This is a genomic window from Priestia megaterium, from assembly GCF_046599315.1.
GTDB lineage: Bacteria > Bacillota > Bacilli > Bacillales > Bacillaceae_H > Priestia > Priestia megaterium_F.
Genome location: NZ_JBKIKC010000001.1, coordinates 90,000 through 108,569 on the forward strand (window position 1 = coordinate 90,000; position 18,570 = coordinate 108,569).

Here is an 18,570-nt window from a genome sequence, read left to right on the forward strand (position 1 = left end):
GTAGAGAATTCCTACGATGGCCGAAAGCGGTAAAAATAATGAGTGCACTTATCTCTGAGGCTGTTTTTTACACTTAACAAAATGAAAGTGCTTTAGATGTTGTTTTTTGTTGTTTTCACACTTTTTTTATATTATAACACGTTAAAACAATAAAAAACCACAACAATAAATAATTATAAAAATGATGTAAATTCCTTTAAAATTTAGCTGAAGATTTGTTCTATGTATTTTTGAGAAGCTACATAAAACAAAAACCCGGCACTTTCCTATAAGTGCTGGGTTTCTGCTTTACCTATTTTTCCGTATATCTTTTTCAATTTTCCGCAATGCTTTTTTTGATCCTCGCCGCAGATCATGCTGCTCTTTTCGATCTTTATAGCTAATAAATAACGAATCGAGGTCATAGCCTTCGGGATATAAGTCAGCAGCTTTGATTTCAAGAGCTACTCGCTTAACATTTACTTCAATTAACTCATTCTCATAGAGTACGACTATATTGTTTGTGTTGTCTTTAGACTGATACACAATCGCATGATTTTCATAATCTAACAGTTTTACTCGATCTCCCATTTGGTATTCAACACTGTCTTTCTTCTTTTCCTTCAAAACAGTTGGTTTTTTTATTTTATTTTCTCTCACGACTTCTGTATCATACGATTTGCTTTCCATGTAGAACTTTGCTTTTTGTAAAATCTCTTCTTCTACCTTCATTTTCTTTGAAATCCAAAGCGCATTGCTTTCTCCAGATGTGCCAATTAACAGCTGATACAGAGGTTCTAATGTTTTACTATTGAACTGCATCGCGGCATTCATGAAGTCAGGATGAATTTCTGAGAAACGCTTAATTTCTCCGTAATGCGTGGTCGCGACCGTTATACAGCCCATATGATAAAACTTTTCTAAAATCGCAATTGCAAGTGCAGCCCCTTCATTTGGTTCGGTGCCGCTGCCGATTTCATCGAATAGGAGCAGCGTATTGTTCGTTGCTTTTTGCAAAATAACCGATATATTCTTCATGTGCGAGGAAAAGGTGCTCAGCGCATTTTCAATACTTTGGTTATCACCGATATCGACAAAAATATGCTCAAACAATGCAATTTCTGTTCCTTCATCAGCTGTAATATGAAATCCTAACATTGTAGCGAGCGTCAGTAGTCCAATCGTTTTTAAAACAACGGTTTTTCCTCCTGCGTTAGGTCCCGTAATAATTAAGCTTCGATAATTCTCGCCAATTTCGAATTGAAGCGGAACAATATCACCCGTTAACAGCGGGTGATATGCACCTTTTAAATGGATATATCCATAATCATTAATTTTAGGTTCGATTCCATCTGCCTGTTTACTGTATTTTGCTTTAGCAAACACCATGTCGTATTGGCTAATTAGCTCTAAATTAATATGAATATCAGCTAGCTTCTCTAACACTACTCCTGTTAAAGACGCTAAAATTTGATATTCTTCTACCTCTTCTTCTGCTTTCAAAATCGCTAGTTCCGCATTCAGCTTTGTAATAGATGCCGGCTCTATGAACACTGTTGACCCTTTAGAAGATGTTTCAACAATTGTTCCTCCAACGTGATTTTTATAGGAGGCCTTAATCGGAATCGTATAGCGGTCTCCTTTTTTACTGATGAAGAAGTCTTGAATATACTCTTTGTTTTTACTGTTTCGTAAAAATTTCGCAAGCTGTTCTGAAATCTTAGCTTCCGTTCCTTCCATATGTCTTCTGATACGCTTGAGCTCTTTGCTTGCCGCAGCGTCTACTTTTCCGGCCTTGATCGCAAAGTTAATTTCCTCTTCTATACTTGTCAGTTCTTTCATTGAATGGGCATAGGAACTTAAGAGCGAAGCAAAAAATTCTTTATCCACCATATATTGTTTTACTTTTCTGCAGCCTTTTAAAAAATCGGATACGCGCATTAACTCTTCGGGCTCTAAAATCATGCCTTTTTCAAGCTTTTCAATGACTCTTCCTATACCTGAGACACCCGATAGCGGAAGTGATTTCTCAGCATCTAGAAGTCTCCGTGCTTCTGTTGTTTCTTTGAGTCGGTTTTTTACGGTTTTAAGAGATGTGCTCGGCTGAAGTTTATCCATTAATTGTTTTCCCAGCTCACTTACGCAGTGAGATTTTACGATTTCTTTTAATTCATGATACTGCAATTTTTCAAATGTCATCGTATTCATGGTTTTTCTCCTTACTATGATTTGTCATCACATATGAAGATACCTATTCATTAGAAGGCAATGAAAAAGTAAACGAAAAAAAGCTGTGGTGATCCCACAGCTTTTTGCGTTAATCAGGCGTCTAGGGCACATATCACAAAAGAAAGCTCTGTAAAAACAGACGCCTCCCTGACGACAAATGCCGAACCCTTTATAAAGCATTGTAGGTATCTTCATAGGCAGTGAAATAAATCCATAAGCAAATAAAGGGTACCTTATTTTTTTAAAAAAATACCCATCTTACTTATTCAATTTATTTCATTTAATTGTTCCTATTTAGATACTACTCCGCTCATAAAAGCACCTCATCTATATTTTTGTTTTCATTGGCTTCTAATTTACACTCTTATCATACTATATGAAAAAGCGTACGTAAAGGAGACAGTAAAAAAGCTCAAGAGCATAACTTGAGCTTTCATGACAAAAGAAAAAAACGAAGCAGCGCCATCATTCCAACCCCGCTAATAACGGTGATGGATAAGCTTTTTGTTTTCAGTGCAATCAGTAAGGTTGGAATGACTACGATGATGACGGGCCAATTAACCTTTACGCTGTCATTTGTTTGAATGATAAAGTTTTCTACAACAAGTGCTGTTAAAATACAAATAGGAATGTAAGATAACCATTTTAGTATCGGTTCTGGCAGCGCGATGTTACGCACAACTAAAAACGGAACAATACGAGGAACTACGGTAACAAGGGCACACCCTAAAATGATGATAAGTGTTGGGTAGTGGATACTCATTTATCCGTCACCACCCCAATTGTCGCTACAATAATGGTTGAAATCAACACAGCCACATGTGAAGGCACCAAAAAAGACAGCACAATCATAAGAATCGCCATATAAAAGATTAAACGTAAATAATGATTAAGCTTTGAAGGTAACACACTTTCGATTTGTAAAACAAGCAGAGCTAAAAACATAGCCGTTAAGGCAAAATCAAATCCAAAGGCTTCTGGATTGGATAGCAAATGGCCAAAAATAGCTCCTACCGTACAGGCAATAATCCAGCTGACGTAAGCTGTTACATTTAATCCGTTCATCCAGCGGTCATTAATTGGCTCCCCTTTTGCAATTTTACTTGAAGACACTCCAAATGATTCATCTGTCAGAAGCGCTCCAATTCCAACATTTTTTAATAACGAATATTTTGTAAATTTAGGTGCGACCGTAGCACTCAAAAGAAAATGTCGTAAGTTAACGATGAATGTTGTAAGAATAATAGCTGAAATTGAGCTGTTAGCAACCATCAGCGCACAAATAATAAACTGTGCTGCTCCGGCATATACGAGCGCCGATAATAAAGCTACTTCCATAATAGAAAGATGTGAAGACACTCCAACAATTCCAGCGGCAAGCCCTATGCTTATGTAGCCGAGTAGCGTAGGGATACAATCCTTAGCCCCTTGTCTGAACGTTAAATTCATTTTTTCTCTCTGCTGTACTGCTTTTTCTGCGATCACCGTACTTCCTCCTTTTCTGCTATATTATACATCTATACGTTATATTAAACAACAGTATGTTATACTATCCTTATAATAATTAAAGGAGAACAACAATGGACGCAATCCAAGATATTATTGCTAAAAATCTTGTGAAATTACGAAAAAATCGAAATTTGACACTTGATCAAGTCTCTGAATTGACGGGTGTTAGTAAAGCGATGCTTGCACAAATTGAAAAAGGTAAATCCAGCCCGACGGTTACTACGCTTTGGAAAATTGCCAACGGTCTTCAAGTCTCTTTTTCTGTATTTATGAAAGAAGACACCCCAGATGTGCAGAAAGTAAGCATAAAACAGCTCGATCCCATCACAGACAACAAAGGTGATTACTTAGTGTATTCTTTTTTTCCTTATCATCCGGAAAAAAAGTTTGAAATTTACATCGTCACGTTAAAGCCTGGATGCGTGCATGAAGCGAAAACACATTTAGGAGATGAATACTTACTTATTAAGGAAGGAGAATTAACGGTTCGTTTTGAAAGCGAAGAACATGAATTAGTTTCAGGAGACGCTCTGCATTTTTCAGGAAATACCTCTCACAGCTATATAAATTCTTCTGAAGAAGAAGCAAGCTTTTTTTTGCTTATGCACTATCCCGAATCATAAAAAAACGTACGGATCATCCGTACGTTCTCTTTTTATTAAGCTGCGTGGGCTTGTTCTTTTTTCATTTTTTTGTTTTTCATATACCCAACTCCTACAACTGCAACAGTTAAGATAATTTGAACAGCAAGATGTAGAGCTGTACTTGGAATAAACCCGCCGATAATTTTATCTTCAACAATCATTTTTCCTGCAGACCATGCAAGCATCGCTGCTCCAGCATAAATAATAATTGGAAACTTTTCCATTGCTTTCATAATAAAGCTGCTTCCCCAAATAATAATTGGAATTGAAATTAATACACCAATCATAATTGGGACAAATTCGTGGGCTACACCTGCTAGAGCTAATACGTTGTCTAATGACATAACCGCATCTGCAATGATGATAGTTTTAACCGCACTCCATACCGTTGCTCCACCTTGAGGATTATCGCCATGATCGTGATTATCCGCTAATAATTTATATGCAATCCATACTAGCATCAAACCGCCGACCGCTCCGATTAATGGAATTTTTAATAAAGGGACAATAATAGCCGCAAATAATAACCGAAGACCAATCGCGCCTCCTGTTCCAATTAAAATCGCTCTTTTTTGTAAATCTTTTGGTACGTTACGAGCCGCCATTGCAATAACAATCGCGTTATCGCCGCTCAAAATTAAATCAAGAAAAATAATTTGCAGCAAACCTTGCACTGATACGCCAATTAGTTCCTCCATAGTTACCTCCACTTTCTTTTTTTATGTAACGTTTCTCCTTTAAATGTCCGAGCCTTTTCCTCCTTTTTTATAATTGAATACAAAAAAGACCCTTACCAAATAAGCGGTAAAGGTCTTGCTAACAACATAATGTCGCCAACAAAGCCGAGAGATAATCTCTGTAATGACGACTTTGCTGTTAAAGCTACTCCCCTTTAGGAGATACGTTCAATTATTTGTTTTTATTTACACAACTTATACTATAGTATCTCCTACATTCTGTCAAACGTTTTTTATGTAAAACGATGGTCAACGCTTTCTCTTTCAATCAGCTCATAGTTAGAAAGCGTAAGTTTCTCGACTTGTTCTCCGTTGACTAGCTTGATAATTCGCTGTGCCCCCATTTGTCCTGCTTCTTTGTAGTAATAGTTCACGGTCGTTAAGCTTGGATGAATTACACCTGTAATTTCATAGCCTCCAAAGCCGGTAATCGATACGTCTTCGGGAACGCGAAGTCCATTTAAATAAGCTGCCTTTAATGTGCCAAGTGCAATGTTATCGGTCGCACATACAATAATGGACGGGTTAAATTCTTTCATGACTGCCGTAGCTGCTCCGATTGCGTCGCTCATGTTAAAGCTTGTTTGATAACAGCGAATCTCACATTCTCTGTCTTTAAGACCTTGCTTTAAGCCTTCTTTTCGCTTTACACCTACAGCTATGTCTTTTTCTGTTACACCTAAAAAAGCGATTTTTTTATGTCCTTTTTCCCCTATGTACCTTCCAATGTCACATGCAGCTTCGTAATCTTGGTGAATTAAACTGTGGACGTCTTCATGCTGCTGTCCAATTAGCAAAACGGGAATTGAAATCGTACGGAACGCTTCCAAATGAGCTTTTGTGATTTGAACGGCAAGCAGAATAATACCAGCTACCTTCTGCTTAGCGAGCGTATAAATATTTTCGATTTCTCTTTCTAAATCTTGATTGGAATTGGAAACAATCATTTGATAGTGGTGGTCTCTAAGTTCTTGGTCAATACCATCTAATGTGCGGGAAGTCGCAAAAGAACCCATGCGCGGAACAATTACACCGATGATATTTGTTTTTTTTGCTTTTAAGCTTTGAGCAAAAGCATTTGGGCTATAGTTTGTTTCTTTAATAATCCCTTCAATTTTTCGTTTCGTCGCATCGCTCACAGACCCTCCGTTAAGGTAGCGGGATACAGTGCTTTTTGCTACTCCTGCAAGCCGAGCGATATCTGCAATAGTTGTCATTCTCTCATCTCCGTATTTTGTTGCTGCTTCTTTCACAGTATACACGAATATCACGTGCATATTAAGTAACTGCTTTACTTTTTGATTCATAAGCGTTATGGTATCCAAAACGCGGACAAACATTATCCACGTTGTACACATATAGCAGGAGATGATGTTTTTGCATATGAAAACAGGCGTTGAGCAATCGGTGTATGCCATTTTGCTGCTTACGTTTTTACCTGAAAAAGCTGTGTTGCCGGGAGATGTCATCAGTGCTCAGCTTGGTGGTTCACCTACGTATTTTCAAAAGCTTCTTCGCAAGCTGGTTAGCGCTGATTTACTTGCTTCAGTTCCGGGAAGCAAAGGTGGATTTCGCTTGAAGAAAACACCGGAAGAAATCCGCATTTATGACATATACGTAGCAATCGAAGGCAAGCAGTCTCTTTATTCATCAAGCGGTATTTTTCAAGATATGCTTAACTTAAAAGACAAAGATATTTGCTTATTATCAGATTTAATGGAAGAAGCCGAATCTTCATGGCAGTCCATTTTAAAACGGCAAACCATTGCCATGCTCACAAATGAAATTCACAAAAAATGTCCGAAAGAAAACCTAGACATGCTAAAAGCAACAGTAGAAGAAAAAATGGTGCTGTAGTACACAAAGGAGATTATTATGGAAAACTTAAATAGATATTTTGATTTATTCGATCAATCACGTACAAGCGAACAAGCATTTGAAGAATTAGTCAGCCTGTTTTCAGACGATATCGTATTTGTCTTAAACGGCCACGAAAAGCAAGGCATTGAAAACTGGAAGCTGTTTGTGAAAATGGTTTTTAAAGAAAATGCTGATATTAAGCATATGTTCGAAGGCTGGAAAGCAGTTGAAGGTACAGCTATGTTTGAAACGCCTTGGGCAGTATGCGGAAAACGTGCATCTGGCAGCGTATTTACTCAAACGGGAAAAGATATTGCTAAGCTAGACGACAACGGAAAAATTAGCTATTTAGAAAATGTACCTGACGATACAAATATGTTGGATACGTATAAAAACTAATATGTAAAAAGAGGGGCTCCACTGGCCCTTCTTTTTTTACGGGGCAAATCCCTCTTGAGAAAGATAAATCATCGAAGAAGGATAAAATTTTTCAAAATAACGAATGGCTTTGATATGAATGTTTTTGTCATACCAGTTTAGAAAACCGTGCTGCTCAAATAGTTCCGGCATCCCTAGCCTTTTAGACGTTTTACCTAAGGAACCGTCTCCTAAGTACAACGTGTCAATGCAAATCCGGTCCATCATTCCTTCTATTTTTTTAGGAAATTCAGGCGTAAAAGGAAGCATGGGAGCAATCGTTACTTGCGTTGAAATTCCACTTTCTTTTACTTGTTTTAACGCGTTCATACGAAGTTTCATCCCCGGAGCATAAGGAGAAAAAATCTGTTTTACATCTTCACGGTCTGTTTCAACAGTCATTGATACGCGAAGATCACATACTTTTTGAAGCTCTAAAAGCAAATTAATATCCCTCGTAACAAGCGGCGACCTTGTTTGAATCAATAAAAAATCAGGCGGATGATCGAGCATCATTTCTAAAAGGGCGCGGGTGATGCCTGCTTTTCGCTCAACCGGCTGATATGGATCTGTCGCTGAAGACATAAAGATGCGCACCGGCTGTTTTTTTATTCGAAGTTTTTGTATTTCTTTTTGGTAGACTTCAGCTGCGTTGACTTTTAGCTCCAGCCATGTCCCCCACTCCATCTCTTTAAAACGCTGAATCGGCAGCTCTCGCACGTAGCAAAATTTGCAGGAAAATGCGCATCCGGCATACGGATTTAAACTATGAGTATAACCCGATGCCAAAAAGCCGGTTGCTTTTGTTAAAATACTTCTCGAAACTACGTCTCTTTCGTTCACCTTTCTCACCTCTTTGTCCAATCAGTATATCAAGTTCACAGATTAAAAAAACTACTTTCCACATGGAAAGTAGCTCTATACACTCTCAGCTCATCAACTGTTTTTCTCTTCCTTTTCATTTGTCATTTCAAGTAAAGAAGTTAAATATGAATTTAACTCAAATTGGTCCTTTTCAAGAAAATCAGATAATACCGGCTGCTCTTCTTTTCTCATCTTTCTCCACTCCTTTTGTTTTTTATGTATGTGTTTTCAATCATCAATAGATAAAAGTAATGTACTTAACTCTACCCGTATTAAAACAAAAATAATCATGGTATTTTCTACTATTTTTAAATTTATACACCTTTTATTTGTATATTTTTTACAACATCACGCACATTAAGATGAGCAAACGTATAATCTTGATTAACATCTCACTTCATATAAGGAGGAATAACAAACATGAATCATGAACAAAAATCCACGCTGTCTCCTGTCTCACAAGAGCAGCAAAGCCCAGATACTCAACTAACAGAAAAAGAAGAACGTATGCCGGAATACACGCATACTTCGCTTAATCCAGATTCATAGAACAAAAAGAGAAATGCACCGGCATTTCTCTTTTTAATTTTAAGATAAACCCACAAATACTGGAATATAATGATACGCTATACTTTTTTTGTTGATCATAACATTAAGACAAATGGAGGCAATTACATTTAACATGGCGAATAGGTACCATTATCTATTAATTACAAGGGAGAATGAGCATGAAGAAAAAAGCAATGGGAGCAGTTTGTGCTCTTTTAACGGTGTTCATGTTAAGTGCCTGCAGTACTGAAGACGTTGTGACAAACGAATCGGAGCCGGAAGTTTCTGTTTCTACTACAGTTAAACCGCTGACGAAAAAAGAATTTAGTGAAGTTGAAACATCAGAGTTAACAAATCCTTCTAAAGAAGATTTTCGCAACGTGCGTATGATTCTTACGTTACGCGGGACGGATTACCTGTCGGATATTCAAGTTAAGCTACCTCACTATAGAGAAGCTTTTAATAACATTAAAGACGATCAGCAAATAAGATATTGGTTTGGCAGCAGTGCAGATGAAGAGCAAGAAAATAAAAATATCTATACGAGGGAATTTGTACTTTACACGAACGGCTTAAACGATAAGCAAATTAAAGAAATTTTAGCAACAGGTAAGATAAAGACGTCGTGGGTATTAAAGGATACAAAAACGAAGGAGCAAGAGGAATTTGATGCCGGTGAAAACATAGAGTTTGAAGTAAAATAATGAATGCCCAACTAACAAAAGCCCCCTTTGTTAAAAGAGGGCTTTCTTTTATTATAGGAAAAACGACTGCCTTGTCACCTACACCTAAAGATTTGAATGTGAGGCCACCCCTTCAGGATGCAGCATATCTACTAGGCTATCTACCCACTATAAACGCTAGCGCACGTTCCGGGTTTTGGCTCATAGTAACAGTGATTTTTGTATTGACCGGAAGCGGGTTGACCGTACCAGGTTGGAGGGCATGGAGCGGATGGATTAAAGTACCACAGGGCATATTTCCCGGGTGTTCTCTCCAGTAATCCAAATTCTTTTTGGCTAACCTTTTTTCAACACTTCTTGCTCTTTGATAAAATACGTTTCCTTTTTGAACAGCTTCAAACGAATAGTTGCCACCCTGCACTTGATAAATAACTTGCGGCACGGATCTTAAATTCTTAAAATCTAAACAGTTTGCTTTAAGACGATTTACAATGACATTTCCAACATACAGCATTCCTTGTTTTCCTTCGCCTTCAGCTTCTGCTCTCATCATCCTTGCCATTAAAGCAACGTCTGAATCTCGATAACTTACTCTTGGCATTTTTTCACCCCAAAAATATACTATGAAAAAAACACGGTCTTGATGTCACTGTTCCTAAAATAACAATGGCTGTATGTTAAATACATGATGAGAACACTGACATTACAGAAAGAGTTTCTATTGTAAAGAGCTTATCCTTTTTCATAATACAGCTGAGCAATTTGCCCGTATTGCTTTATATCGGTAAGCTTCAAGTTCATTTCTGGAATCCCTCGTTTAAATAGCGGAATACCCGCCCCAAGTAAAACCGGAATGACCGATATGATAAATTCATCCACCCTTTCTTCTTTTAAGAAGTCAGCGAGAATATCCGAGCCTCCTACTAGCCATATTTTTTTATTGTCTTGATTTAAGTTGTTGAGAAATGACGCCACGCTTTTGTTTACAAACTCTACATGTTGATTTTCCCCTTGAGCTGAGCGGCTAAATACGTAACACTTTTTATCGGAATACGGAAACTCAGAGGTGAGTTTTAGCACATAGTCGTACGTAGCTTTTCCCATAACGACCGCATCACACGTTTGATAAAAATCTTCGTAGCCGTTGTCTCCCTCTCCTTCTACGCTTTCTAACCAGTCAATCTCTCCGTTTTCTCTTGCAATATACCCATCTAAGCTTGCGGCAATATATACAATAATTTTTTTCTTCATTCCCTTTTCTCCTTTCAACTTTACTGCTTCTGTATGATATCATCTTAATACGACACTTTTTGTCACATTAAAAGAAAAAGGTGAAAATAAATGGCTAAGTCTAGAAGACTTGTTGATATGCTCATGTTTATTAATACAAAAAGAACGTTTACAGCAAAAGAACTAGCAGAGGAATTTGGCCTTTCCGTACGGACCGTTCAGCGCTATTTGCTGGACTTAAGTGAATTAGGACTGCCTCTTTACGGTGAAAAAGGACGAAGCGGCGGCTACAGAGTGTTAAAAAATCGTATTCTCCCCCCTATTTTGTTTACGGAAGAAGAAGCCATTTCTATCTTTTTTGCTTATCAAGCTCTGCAGCATTATCATTACCTTCCATTTGATGCAGAAATTCATGCGGCTCTTCAAAAATTTTATGTGTATCTGTCTGAGGAAACAAAGAAAAAAGTAGATAAAATGAGTGCTCATATTGCATTTTGGAATCCCAAAAGAAATCTAGATACTCCTTATTTAAAAGAGCTCTTAGAAGCAAGTCTTGCAGGAAATTATATTGAATTTCTTTATGATTCAAAGGCGGGGCAAACAAGAAAACAAGTCAAACCTCTTGGCATTTATGCTCATAACGGTTTATGGTACTGCCCCGCTTATTCCTACGAGAAGCAAAAAGTGTTATTGTTTCGAGCGGATCGTATTCACTCGTTAAAAATTTTAGAAAAAGACGAAAATATGTCTCTTACGTTAAAAGAATGGCTCGAAACAACTCCGGTAAACACACAGCCTATTTCGTTAAAAGTAACCTTGACGCACGAAGGCGTTCGTCAGTGTAAAGGCGTTCCGTGGCTTGAAAATCATGTGAAGGTAACGCATGACGGCGGTGGCTATATTGATACGATAACTGATGGAAATGAACTAAACTACATGGCTTCTTTTTTCTATACCCTAGGTGCTCATGCTCTTATTGAAGAACCTAAGGAACTAATTGAAAAGCTCTGCTATCACGCAGAAGAAACGCTAAGGCGCTATAAAAAAGAGGTTAAGACATAACGAAATCAATTTAATCTAAAGACGAACAAATGGAATAAAGGAGCTCATATGGATGGCTTGTGAGACCGCTGTTGGTTTCCGTGCAAGACTCCTGCGGGAAAAGCGGAGTCTTCGCCTTGCCCTCCAATCAACAGCTAGAAGCCACTAAATTGAATAAATGCATGTTCACCCTAACAATAAAAAAATCCGAACGATTCATCGTTCGGATTTTCTTTCAACCAACTAAACTACTTTTGTTCTAGCCTCTTTTTAATTTATCCAGCCCACACGTCTTTTGCGTATCGGCTCTTTTCTTCTAACTGCTGCAGCCATAAGCGAGCGTCTGCTTCACTCACCTTATGAGCTTCAGCGTAGCTTTTAATAAGCGTTGCTTCAACGTCAGGTGCCATTTTGCTTCCATCTCCGCAAATATAGAAGTGCGCTCCTTGATCAAGAAGTTCAATCAATTTCGTACCGTCTTGTTCCATAACGTGCTGAACGTATGTTTTTGGCTGATTTGGTACGCGAGAAAAAGCGGTATGAAGCGTAATGATGCCTTCATTTTGTGCATTTTCAAGCTCTTCTTGATAAAGATAGTCTTCATGCGGTGAACGGCAGCCAAAGTATAAATGCGCTTCTCCAAGCGACTGTCCTTTTTCTTTTAACTGCTTGCGAGCCTGCACAAAGCCTCTAAACGGCGCGACGCCTGTTCCCGGTCCGACCATAATAAGTGGCGTTTCAGGGTCTTTTGGTAGCGTAAACCCTGACTGCGGCGTAGAAACAAAGCAAGTAATGGTATCTCCTTCTTGCAGCTGGGCAAGATAGTTCGATGCAATTCCTTTATATTCTCCATATCCGCTCCACGCTTCTCCTGAGACAACGCTAACCGTGATGCTTGCTTGTTTTTCATCGACACGAGGTGAAGATGAAATTGAGTAATAGCGCGGACGCATGCTTGGAAGAAGGGCGATAAATTCGCTGAATTCCATTTCACACGCCGGATATTTTTCAAGCAGTTCAAGCATTGTTAAGCGTTTTGCCAGCACTTGTTCTTTATACGCTTGCTTTTCAAGTAAGGCTTCAAGCTCCACTTTATGCGGTGGGCAGACCGTTTTAGCAGCCATTGCGCGAAGCTGTGTGCGCGTAACCGGATCTTGAAGCTCCACATATTGCAGAAGCTCTTCCACTGATACTGTTTTACCGAGTGGCAAATGAGCTAATTTTTCTTCTTCTGCTTCCAGACGGATTTGCTGCGATGCATCTAGACCGAACCTTGTCGTTACACGATTTACTATCCCTTCATAGTTGCGAGGAATAACACCTAAATGATCTCCTTCTTGATAGGAAACTTCTTTTGGAAGTTCAATTTCAAGATGACGCGTGCTTCGTTCACTGCCTGGTTTTTGAAGTTCTTTGCTTGCTACGACATTCGCTGAAAACGCACTGTGCATTTTCGCAAGCGGCATGTCCGCAGCGCTATCGACAAATTGAAGTGAAAGAGTAGACGCATGATCTTCACTGTTTTCAATCTCTAAGTTAAAGTAGTCTGCTAAATCACTCCACATGTGTTCTCGCCATTCTTCATACGTTCCTTCAAAGTCGTCGCTTGCATCTGCTTCACCTCGATCAGCTATGTTTTCTGCCCCTTTAGCGGCAAGCGTTTTATCGATAAAAGCAGGCACTTTTTGATACGTTGTCGCCCAGTTTTTATCGCCGCATCCAAATACAGAATAGCGAACGCCTTTTACTTCATCAGCAGACGCTTGGTCTAACCAGTCGACAAATCGCTTTGCGTTGTCAGGTGGATGACCGTTATAAGAAGCCGTTACAATTAATACAGCTCCATCGCGAGGAAGATTTCCTGCATGAGAATCAAGAGTAGCGACTTGCGGTGCGAAGCCTTTACTCATTGCAATATCCGCTAAATCGCGCGCCGTTCCTTCAGCCGTTCCCATGTTCGAACCGTATAGCACAAGCAGCGGAGTGTTATGCGCATTTCCAACTGTCTTGCGGACTTTTTTAGCAGGCTGTTCACTGCTAGATGAAGGAATGCCACCAAGCGGAATTTTTTTCGATTTTGCTTTTACAACAAAGCCTTCAGGTTTTAACGTTAAGGTTTCTTTAATATCTAGCTCATAGTTTGTATGATCTTCAAAATCAAAGTGTTTTAGCATCATGCCAAGTACAAGCGTTGCTTCATGAAGAGCAAACTGCTGACCGATACACGCACGCTGACCGTTTCCAAACGGTTTAAACGCATGCTGCGGAATCGCGCTTGGATTTTCAAAACGTTCTGGACGGAACTCTTCCACATCTTCCCCCCAAATTGTTTTATCACGGTGAAGCTGAGGAATCAGAACCATCAGTTCATCGCCTTTTTCTAAAGGATATTCTCCTCCAAGCACCGTATCTTCTTTTGCATATAGAGAAAACGCAGGAGCCGTTGGCCATAAGCGCAGCGCTTCGTTTAAGACCATTCCAACGTATTTAAGCTGTTTCACTTGTTTATAGCTTGGAACGGGATCTACTAGAACTCGTGCTGCTTCTGCTGCTGCTTTTTTTAATACATGTGGGTTTTTGACTAAGAAATACAGCGCAAATGATAAAAGGCCGCTTGTTGTTTCATGCCCTGCAATTAAGAAAGTAATAATTTGATAGCGGATATTCTCGTCGTCAAGCGGTTCACCTGTTTCGGGATCTTTTCCGTTTAGCATATGTGTTAATAAATCATCGCTTTGTTCACCGCTTGCTTTGCGATCTGCAATAATTTTATCTACTAGGTCGTTCATTACCTTGATATCTTCTTGAAACTGACGCTTATTTTCATCGTAAGCTGGATCATCGGGATTTGCACGCTGCAGCTTGTTCATTGCTTCATCTAGTGCACGGACCATACTTGTAATAAACGGATGCGGCTGATCTCGGTAAAAGCTGTTAAAGCGATAATTAAAGCCGCAAAGACCGATTGTATCAAGCGTTAAACGCGTCATATCTTCCGGTACTTCAATATGCTCATCTGCATTTAAACGCTCCCACTTTTGAATAAGCTGCACCGTGATATCTACCATCATCGCATGATAGCCTTTCATTGCTTGCTGGCTAAAGCTTGGAAGCAAGATGTTATGGGCTTTTTTCCAGTTTTTTTCGTGGGTCCAGCTTGTAAACAACCCGTCTCCTGCAAAATCACGCACAAATTTAAGCGCTTGACTTAAGTTTTTATCAAAGCGTGACTCGTCACATACCTCTTTCACAAGACGCTGACTTGATAAGTAACGTGCGACACGTCCAGGCGCTTCGAATTTAAAAATTTCTCCTAGCTCTTTTGAAATGTTCATTAACGCTTGAACTGGTTTATCTGTATTTAATAACGGTAGGTTTTTAAGCTCTCCAAATGTTTTTGGCTGAGGCATTTCTTTAATTGTCATTATATCCCTCTTTCACTTGTTAAGTTTCATGATTGTCTGCTAAGTGCTGCCCACAGACTCTCTTCTACACCGGCAAGAAGTTCATCAGTTAATGATAAATAGTCATTTTCAATCATTTCGTATACTTCCATAAAACTTCCAAATAAAATAGCGATTAACGCATTTTCAGGAAGATTTCTAATAATGCCTTGCTTTTGCCCTTCTCTAAAGAACGTGCAGACAAATTTCACCAGTTTTTGATAAGCTAAGCGGCTCTTTTCAGTTAAAAAAGCTCCTTGACTATGAGTTTTGATAAACCCAAGAGCGCGAGGATGATTTTTAGTGAATGCCACCATACCTTCAAAGATATGATGAAATCCATCTCGATATCCATCTCTTTCGTTTGCTAAGCCGCTTTCAATGCACTGTAAAAGCTCATTCACATGCTGTTGAAAAAGCTCATTTACAAGGCTTTCTTTATTTTTGAAGTAGCGATAAATTGTTCCTGCTCCTACTTTGGCATTTTCTGCAATCATTGGCATCGTTGTTGCATCAAATCCTCTTTCTGCAAATAGCAGAAGCGAAGCAGAAAAAATCGCTTTTTGTTTTGTTGGAGTAGATTCCACTTTATCACCTCTTTTCAAAAACGGAATGAACGTTCATTCCGTTACAATTACAAGTATAAAAAACTGCCTCTTAATAGTAAAAAGATAACTAGGAAAGTGGAAAGAAAAGGTTCTTACAATCCAAATTTATACCATTTAAAGGTAAATGATTACGCCTTTCAGAATATTTTATGCTTACAGAAAAGTAGTCCACTTGCCTCCTTAATTAACATAAATTAACATTAATCATTAAAAATTCAAGTTTAAAGGAAAGGTAAAGTGGAAATAGAAAAGTGTTATATAAGGCGTAAAGGAGGACAAAAAATGAATCAAGCAAGAGTTATAGAATACGAGGAAATGCTTCGTTCAGCTATGCTTTCTAGTAACGTAGAGCTGTTAGAAGAATTGCTTTCAGATGAGCTTATTTTTGTAAATCACCTTGGGCAATGGTTGTCAAAGGAAGAAGATATAAATGTTCATCGTTCAAAAAGTCTTGATATAGCGGGCATCGAAGTTTTAGAACAAGAAATTAAACTGTTTCAAGAGCTTGCCGTGACGGTTACAAAAGTAGCGTTAAATGGGTCGCTGGCAACCGGTGAAGCCATCGGAGGCGAATACTGCTATACGCGGGTTTGGAAAGATGTTGAAGGAACATTAAAGGTTGTGTCTGGCCACTGCAGTTCTAGCGCATAAGTAAGGTAGCCAAAATAAAAAACATCCCGCCTTTTATTTATTAAGGAGGGATGTTCCTTTTGCTAGTTAAAAGATTTTCTTCCTGTCTCTGTCATCTTTTAAAATCTCAACCGCCTCTCGGAACCGCTGTGAGTGAACAATCTCTCTTTCTCGTAAAAATCTTAAACTGTCATTTAAATCCGGATCATCTGATATATCAATTAACCATTGATATGTAGCTCTTGCTTTTTCTTCTGCAGCTATATCTTCATAAAGGTCTGCAATCGGATCTCCTTTTGCCTGTATATAAGTAGCTGTAAACGGAACGCCAGCAGCGTTATTATAATAAAGTGCACTATCATGATTTACATAATGCTCTGCTAATCCAGCTGCCTTCAGCTGCTCCGGCGTTGCATCTTTTGTTAGCTTATAAATCATCGTAGCGATCATTTCAAGATGAGCAAACTCTTCTGTACCGATATCGTTTAGTAATCCAACAACTTTATCTGGAATTGTGTAGCGCTGATTTAAATAACGGAGTGCAGCTGCAAGCTCTCCGTCAGCTCCTCCGTACTGTTCCATTAAATATTTGGCAAGCGTTGGATTACATGTACTTACTTTAACTGGATACTGCAATTTTTTCTCATATACCCACATATAGTTCCCGCCTTTATCTGCTTATATTTGCCATGGCCAAGGGCTTGTTCCCCAGCTCCACTTTCCGTCGGTATAGCTGTTTCCGTACTGCTGAAGCGGCCCGTACTTTGTCTCGAAGTTTCTTTTTAACTGCATAGCCTGCTGCGCGTATTCATTAAACTGCTGCATAGCCTGCTGGTCATTTGGATGAGTATCTAAATACAGCGTTAATTCTACTAATGCAAAATCAATTGCCTGTATTTCCTCTAAATCCTGATAGTACTCTGGAGGTAGTTTTTTCATTCTTCATCCCTCTTCTTATCTTTGTATGGATTTTCATAGTAGTCCCAAAAAGCCGGCCACAGCGTTCCTTTTTTTAACGCTTCTTTAGGCGAAAACTGCTGCAGATTCGGCGGCTGAAATCCCATATATAATTGAGGTGGTGTAGAGTAATATTTAACTCCTATTGGCCGGCAAGGATCATAGATACTATGGAAAGGTTGATACGTTTTAACCGGTGTAAATGTATTTTTCGGATTGTTATCCATGAAAATTCCTCCTCTAAAAACACACTATGCTTTATCTTATTCATCTTTTATTGAGTTCATGAAGAAATTTACTTCCGACTTAGGAACGAAACTTTTCTTCATCAAAAAGGCTTATATAAAAATGTTATTATGGCTTAGAAACGGCTCTAGCTTCTGGTATTCCCTTGTTTTTGTAGGCCCGCGACTGGTTGCAGGATTTAGATGGAATGGACGTTTTTGGACCATTTCCGGTGTGGATACACGCCAAATTATTTCGTTCCCCTGTTTTTAAACGTTAAAAAAAAGCCTTATTTTTTAATAAGGCTTTTTTGCTTAATAACCACTATTACACTATCGTCTTTATCCCAAAACCAATTAGCAGTACTCCACTACATCTCTGAAAAGCTTTTTGAAATACCGGCTTTTTAATCCACCTTTTCACATAATCTATTACATACACTAAAATCAAAAACCACCCTACCGCTATGAGAGTAAGAATAAAACCAAGCATCAGCAGCTGTTGATTTGTGTCAGCATCCAAGTTGATAAATTGTGGCATGAACGTAATATAAACTAATACCGTTTTAGGGTTAAGAAAATTGCTAAGAGCACCTTGCATGTATGATTCTTTATAGCAGTGATTAGATGAAGGCTTGACAGCTTTTTGTTCTTCTGAAATGGTCTCCACTGAGAGCGTATTTTTTGTCAGAAATACTCTGATTCCTAAGTAAAATAAATACGCTGCACCTACGTATTTAATTGTATTAAACAGGTACACCGACTGAGCGATAGCAACTGACAAACCAAGCACAGCAATTAATGTCCAAAACGTGAGACCCGTCGCCATGCCAAGTATGGTAAAACGACCTGCTTTTGCTCCGTGATGAAGCGTATTTTTCATGATAAGAATTGTATCAGCACCAGGTATCATCGACATGACCAGCGCCATCAATATGTAAGCAGCTAAATGATCCATGGCAACGC

Annotated in this window: 20 protein-coding genes and 2 pseudogenes; 8 read left to right on the plus strand and 14 right to left on the minus strand. The window is 38.7% G+C overall.

Annotation, left to right across the window (positions count from 1 at the left end):
* Nucleotides 1-288: 288 nt before the first annotated feature.
* The 3 genes from ACLHDF_RS00560 to ACLHDF_RS00570 form a co-directional block, all read right to left on the minus strand.
* Complete coding sequence (locus tag ACLHDF_RS00560) at nucleotides 289-2,187, minus strand: endonuclease MutS2 (RefSeq protein WP_413917118.1); 1,899 nt, start codon at nucleotides 2,185-2,187, stop codon at nucleotides 289-291.
* A gap of 454 nt (nucleotides 2,188-2,641) precedes the next feature.
* Nucleotides 2,642-2,971: an AzlD domain-containing protein gene (locus tag ACLHDF_RS00565; RefSeq protein WP_413917119.1), complete on the minus strand. Its 330-nt coding sequence runs from the start codon at nucleotides 2,969-2,971 to the stop codon at nucleotides 2,642-2,644.
* Entirely contained in the window at nucleotides 2,968-3,693 is a 726-nt protein-coding gene (locus ACLHDF_RS00570) for an AzlC family ABC transporter permease (protein ID WP_413917120.1), read from the minus strand. The genes ACLHDF_RS00565 and ACLHDF_RS00570 overlap by 4 nt, the downstream gene beginning before the upstream one ends.
* 95 nt (nucleotides 3,694-3,788) lie before the next feature.
* Here ACLHDF_RS00570 and ACLHDF_RS00575 point away from each other — a divergent pair, with 95 nt between their 5' ends.
* Nucleotides 3,789-4,340, plus strand: a complete 552-nt coding sequence (locus tag ACLHDF_RS00575; RefSeq protein ID WP_025751059.1) for a helix-turn-helix domain-containing protein — start codon at nucleotides 3,789-3,791, stop codon at nucleotides 4,338-4,340.
* A gap of 35 nt (nucleotides 4,341-4,375) precedes the next feature.
* Here ACLHDF_RS00575 and ACLHDF_RS00580 read toward each other — a convergent pair whose 3' ends face one another.
* Complete coding sequence (locus ACLHDF_RS00580; protein WP_413917121.1) at nucleotides 4,376-5,059, minus strand: TerC family protein; 684 nt, start codon at nucleotides 5,057-5,059, stop codon at nucleotides 4,376-4,378.
* Between the two features lie 272 nt (nucleotides 5,060-5,331).
* A complete protein-coding gene (locus ACLHDF_RS00585) occupies nucleotides 5,332-6,375 on the minus strand; it encodes a LacI family DNA-binding transcriptional regulator (protein WP_413918238.1) in 1,044 nt (347 codons plus the stop codon).
* Nucleotides 6,376-6,475: 100 nt separating this feature from the next.
* On the opposite strand from ACLHDF_RS00585, the gene ACLHDF_RS00590 reads away from it, so the two are divergent.
* Nucleotides 6,476-6,955 (plus strand): RrF2 family transcriptional regulator, encoded by a 480-nt coding sequence (locus ACLHDF_RS00590; protein WP_413917122.1) that lies wholly within the window; start codon nucleotides 6,476-6,478, stop codon nucleotides 6,953-6,955.
* Between the two features lie 18 nt (nucleotides 6,956-6,973).
* On the plus strand, nucleotides 6,974-7,357 hold the full coding sequence (locus ACLHDF_RS00595; protein WP_413917123.1) for a nuclear transport factor 2 family protein: 384 nt from the start codon (nucleotides 6,974-6,976) through the stop codon (nucleotides 7,355-7,357).
* Between the two features lie 36 nt (nucleotides 7,358-7,393).
* Here the strand turns inward: ACLHDF_RS00595 and ACLHDF_RS00600 are convergent, their stop codons facing one another.
* Nucleotides 7,394-8,218 (minus strand): SPL family radical SAM protein, encoded by an 825-nt coding sequence (locus ACLHDF_RS00600; protein ID WP_413917124.1) that lies wholly within the window; start codon nucleotides 8,216-8,218, stop codon nucleotides 7,394-7,396.
* A 441-nt stretch (nucleotides 8,219-8,659) separates the two neighbouring features.
* On the opposite strand from ACLHDF_RS00600, the gene ACLHDF_RS00605 reads away from it, so the two are divergent.
* Both ACLHDF_RS00605 and ACLHDF_RS00610 read left to right on the plus strand, forming a co-directional pair.
* Nucleotides 8,660-8,788, plus strand: a complete 129-nt coding sequence (locus ACLHDF_RS00605; RefSeq protein ID WP_255219776.1) for a hypothetical protein — start codon at nucleotides 8,660-8,662, stop codon at nucleotides 8,786-8,788.
* Nucleotides 8,789-8,967: 179 nt separating this feature from the next.
* Entirely contained in the window at nucleotides 8,968-9,492 is a 525-nt protein-coding gene (locus ACLHDF_RS00610) for a hypothetical protein (protein ID WP_413917125.1), read from the plus strand.
* Between the two features lie 140 nt (nucleotides 9,493-9,632).
* Here the strand turns inward: ACLHDF_RS00610 and ACLHDF_RS00615 are convergent.
* Together ACLHDF_RS00615 and ACLHDF_RS00620 are read right to left on the minus strand one after the other, a co-directional pair.
* Nucleotides 9,633-10,072, minus strand: a pseudogene (locus ACLHDF_RS00615) (cell wall hydrolase).
* A 131-nt stretch (nucleotides 10,073-10,203) separates the two neighbouring features.
* A complete protein-coding gene (locus tag ACLHDF_RS00620) occupies nucleotides 10,204-10,722 on the minus strand; it encodes a dihydrofolate reductase family protein (RefSeq protein ID WP_413917126.1) in 519 nt (172 codons plus the stop codon).
* A gap of 90 nt (nucleotides 10,723-10,812) precedes the next feature.
* Between ACLHDF_RS00620 and ACLHDF_RS00625 the strand changes: the two genes are divergently transcribed.
* Nucleotides 10,813-11,763: a helix-turn-helix transcriptional regulator gene (locus ACLHDF_RS00625; protein WP_413917127.1), complete on the plus strand. Its 951-nt coding sequence runs from the start codon at nucleotides 10,813-10,815 to the stop codon at nucleotides 11,761-11,763.
* Between the two features lie 254 nt (nucleotides 11,764-12,017).
* Here ACLHDF_RS00625 and ACLHDF_RS00630 read toward each other — a convergent pair whose 3' ends face one another.
* Both ACLHDF_RS00630 and ACLHDF_RS00635 read right to left on the minus strand, forming a co-directional pair.
* Nucleotides 12,018-15,167 (minus strand): bifunctional cytochrome P450/NADPH--P450 reductase, encoded by a 3,150-nt coding sequence (locus ACLHDF_RS00630; protein ID WP_413917128.1) that lies wholly within the window; start codon nucleotides 15,165-15,167, stop codon nucleotides 12,018-12,020.
* A gap of 26 nt (nucleotides 15,168-15,193) precedes the next feature.
* Nucleotides 15,194-15,772 carry a TetR/AcrR family transcriptional regulator gene (locus ACLHDF_RS00635; protein ID WP_413917129.1) on the minus strand — a complete coding sequence of 193 codons (579 nt, stop codon included), beginning with the start codon at nucleotides 15,770-15,772 and terminating at the stop codon, nucleotides 15,194-15,196.
* A 303-nt stretch (nucleotides 15,773-16,075) separates the two neighbouring features.
* Here ACLHDF_RS00635 and ACLHDF_RS00640 point away from each other — a divergent pair, with 303 nt between their 5' ends.
* On the plus strand, nucleotides 16,076-16,444 hold the full coding sequence (locus ACLHDF_RS00640; protein WP_413917130.1) for a nuclear transport factor 2 family protein: 369 nt from the start codon (nucleotides 16,076-16,078) through the stop codon (nucleotides 16,442-16,444).
* A 66-nt stretch (nucleotides 16,445-16,510) separates the two neighbouring features.
* Here the strand turns inward: ACLHDF_RS00640 and cotJC are convergent, their stop codons facing one another.
* From cotJC to ACLHDF_RS00655, 3 genes are read right to left on the minus strand one after another with little or no spacing between them, the layout of a single operon-like run.
* Complete coding sequence (gene cotJC, locus ACLHDF_RS00645) at nucleotides 16,511-17,080, minus strand: spore coat protein CotJC (RefSeq protein WP_013083974.1); 570 nt, start codon at nucleotides 17,078-17,080, stop codon at nucleotides 16,511-16,513.
* A gap of 21 nt (nucleotides 17,081-17,101) precedes the next feature.
* On the minus strand, nucleotides 17,102-17,362 hold the full coding sequence (locus ACLHDF_RS00650) for a spore coat protein CotJB (protein WP_025751042.1): 261 nt from the start codon (nucleotides 17,360-17,362) through the stop codon (nucleotides 17,102-17,104).
* On the minus strand, nucleotides 17,359-17,607 hold the full coding sequence (locus tag ACLHDF_RS00655; protein WP_413917131.1) for a spore coat associated protein CotJA: 249 nt from the start codon (nucleotides 17,605-17,607) through the stop codon (nucleotides 17,359-17,361). Before ACLHDF_RS00655 ends, ACLHDF_RS00650 begins: the two co-directional genes overlap by 4 nt.
* A 127-nt stretch (nucleotides 17,608-17,734) precedes the next feature.
* Here ACLHDF_RS00655 and ACLHDF_RS00660 point away from each other — a divergent pair.
* Nucleotides 17,735-17,878, plus strand: a pseudogene (locus tag ACLHDF_RS00660) (transporter); the annotation flags it as partial.
* A gap of 54 nt (nucleotides 17,879-17,932) precedes the next feature.
* Here ACLHDF_RS00660 and ACLHDF_RS00665 read toward each other — a convergent pair.
* Complete coding sequence (locus tag ACLHDF_RS00665) at nucleotides 17,933-18,562, minus strand: LysE family translocator (protein WP_413917132.1); 630 nt, start codon at nucleotides 18,560-18,562, stop codon at nucleotides 17,933-17,935.
* Nucleotides 18,563-18,570 lie beyond the last annotated feature (8 nt).

What these genes read in the sequence shown, in the direction of transcription:
- ACLHDF_RS00640 (WP_413917130.1), top strand. Translation starts at nt 16,076, where the DNA reads ATGAATCAAGCAAGAGTTATAGAATACGAGGAAATGCTTCGTTCAGCT.
- cotJC (WP_013083974.1), bottom strand. Translation starts at nt 17,080, where the DNA reads ATGTGGGTATATGAGAAAAAATTGCAGTATCCAGTTAAAGTAAGTACA.
- ACLHDF_RS00650 (WP_025751042.1), bottom strand. Translation starts at nt 17,362, where the DNA reads ATGAAAAAACTACCTCCAGAGTACTATCAGGATTTAGAGGAAATACAG.
- ACLHDF_RS00625 (WP_413917127.1), top strand. Translation starts at nt 10,813, where the DNA reads ATGGCTAAGTCTAGAAGACTTGTTGATATGCTCATGTTTATTAATACA.
- ACLHDF_RS00585 (WP_413918238.1), bottom strand. Translation starts at nt 6,375, where the DNA reads ATGCACGTGATATTCGTGTATACTGTGAAAGAAGCAGCAACAAAATAC.
- ACLHDF_RS00610 (WP_413917125.1), top strand. Translation starts at nt 8,968, where the DNA reads ATGAAGAAAAAAGCAATGGGAGCAGTTTGTGCTCTTTTAACGGTGTTC.
- ACLHDF_RS00655 (WP_413917131.1), bottom strand. Translation starts at nt 17,607, where the DNA reads ATGGATAACAATCCGAAAAATACATTTACACCGGTTAAAACGTATCAA.
- ACLHDF_RS00620 (WP_413917126.1), bottom strand. Translation starts at nt 10,722, where the DNA reads ATGAAGAAAAAAATTATTGTATATATTGCCGCAAGCTTAGATGGGTAT.
- ACLHDF_RS00580 (WP_413917121.1), bottom strand. Translation starts at nt 5,059, where the DNA reads ATGGAGGAACTAATTGGCGTATCAGTGCAAGGTTTGCTGCAAATTATT.
- ACLHDF_RS00575 (WP_025751059.1), top strand. Translation starts at nt 3,789, where the DNA reads ATGGACGCAATCCAAGATATTATTGCTAAAAATCTTGTGAAATTACGA.
- ACLHDF_RS00560 (WP_413917118.1), bottom strand. Translation starts at nt 2,187, where the DNA reads ATGAATACGATGACATTTGAAAAATTGCAGTATCATGAATTAAAAGAA.
- ACLHDF_RS00665 (WP_413917132.1), bottom strand. Translation starts at nt 18,562, where the DNA reads ATGGATCATTTAGCTGCTTACATATTGATGGCGCTGGTCATGTCGATG.
- ACLHDF_RS00630 (WP_413917128.1), bottom strand. Translation starts at nt 15,167, where the DNA reads ATGACAATTAAAGAAATGCCTCAGCCAAAAACATTTGGAGAGCTTAAA.
- ACLHDF_RS00565 (WP_413917119.1), bottom strand. Translation starts at nt 2,971, where the DNA reads ATGAGTATCCACTACCCAACACTTATCATCATTTTAGGGTGTGCCCTT.
- ACLHDF_RS00595 (WP_413917123.1), top strand. Translation starts at nt 6,974, where the DNA reads ATGGAAAACTTAAATAGATATTTTGATTTATTCGATCAATCACGTACA.
- ACLHDF_RS00605 (WP_255219776.1), top strand. Translation starts at nt 8,660, where the DNA reads ATGAATCATGAACAAAAATCCACGCTGTCTCCTGTCTCACAAGAGCAG.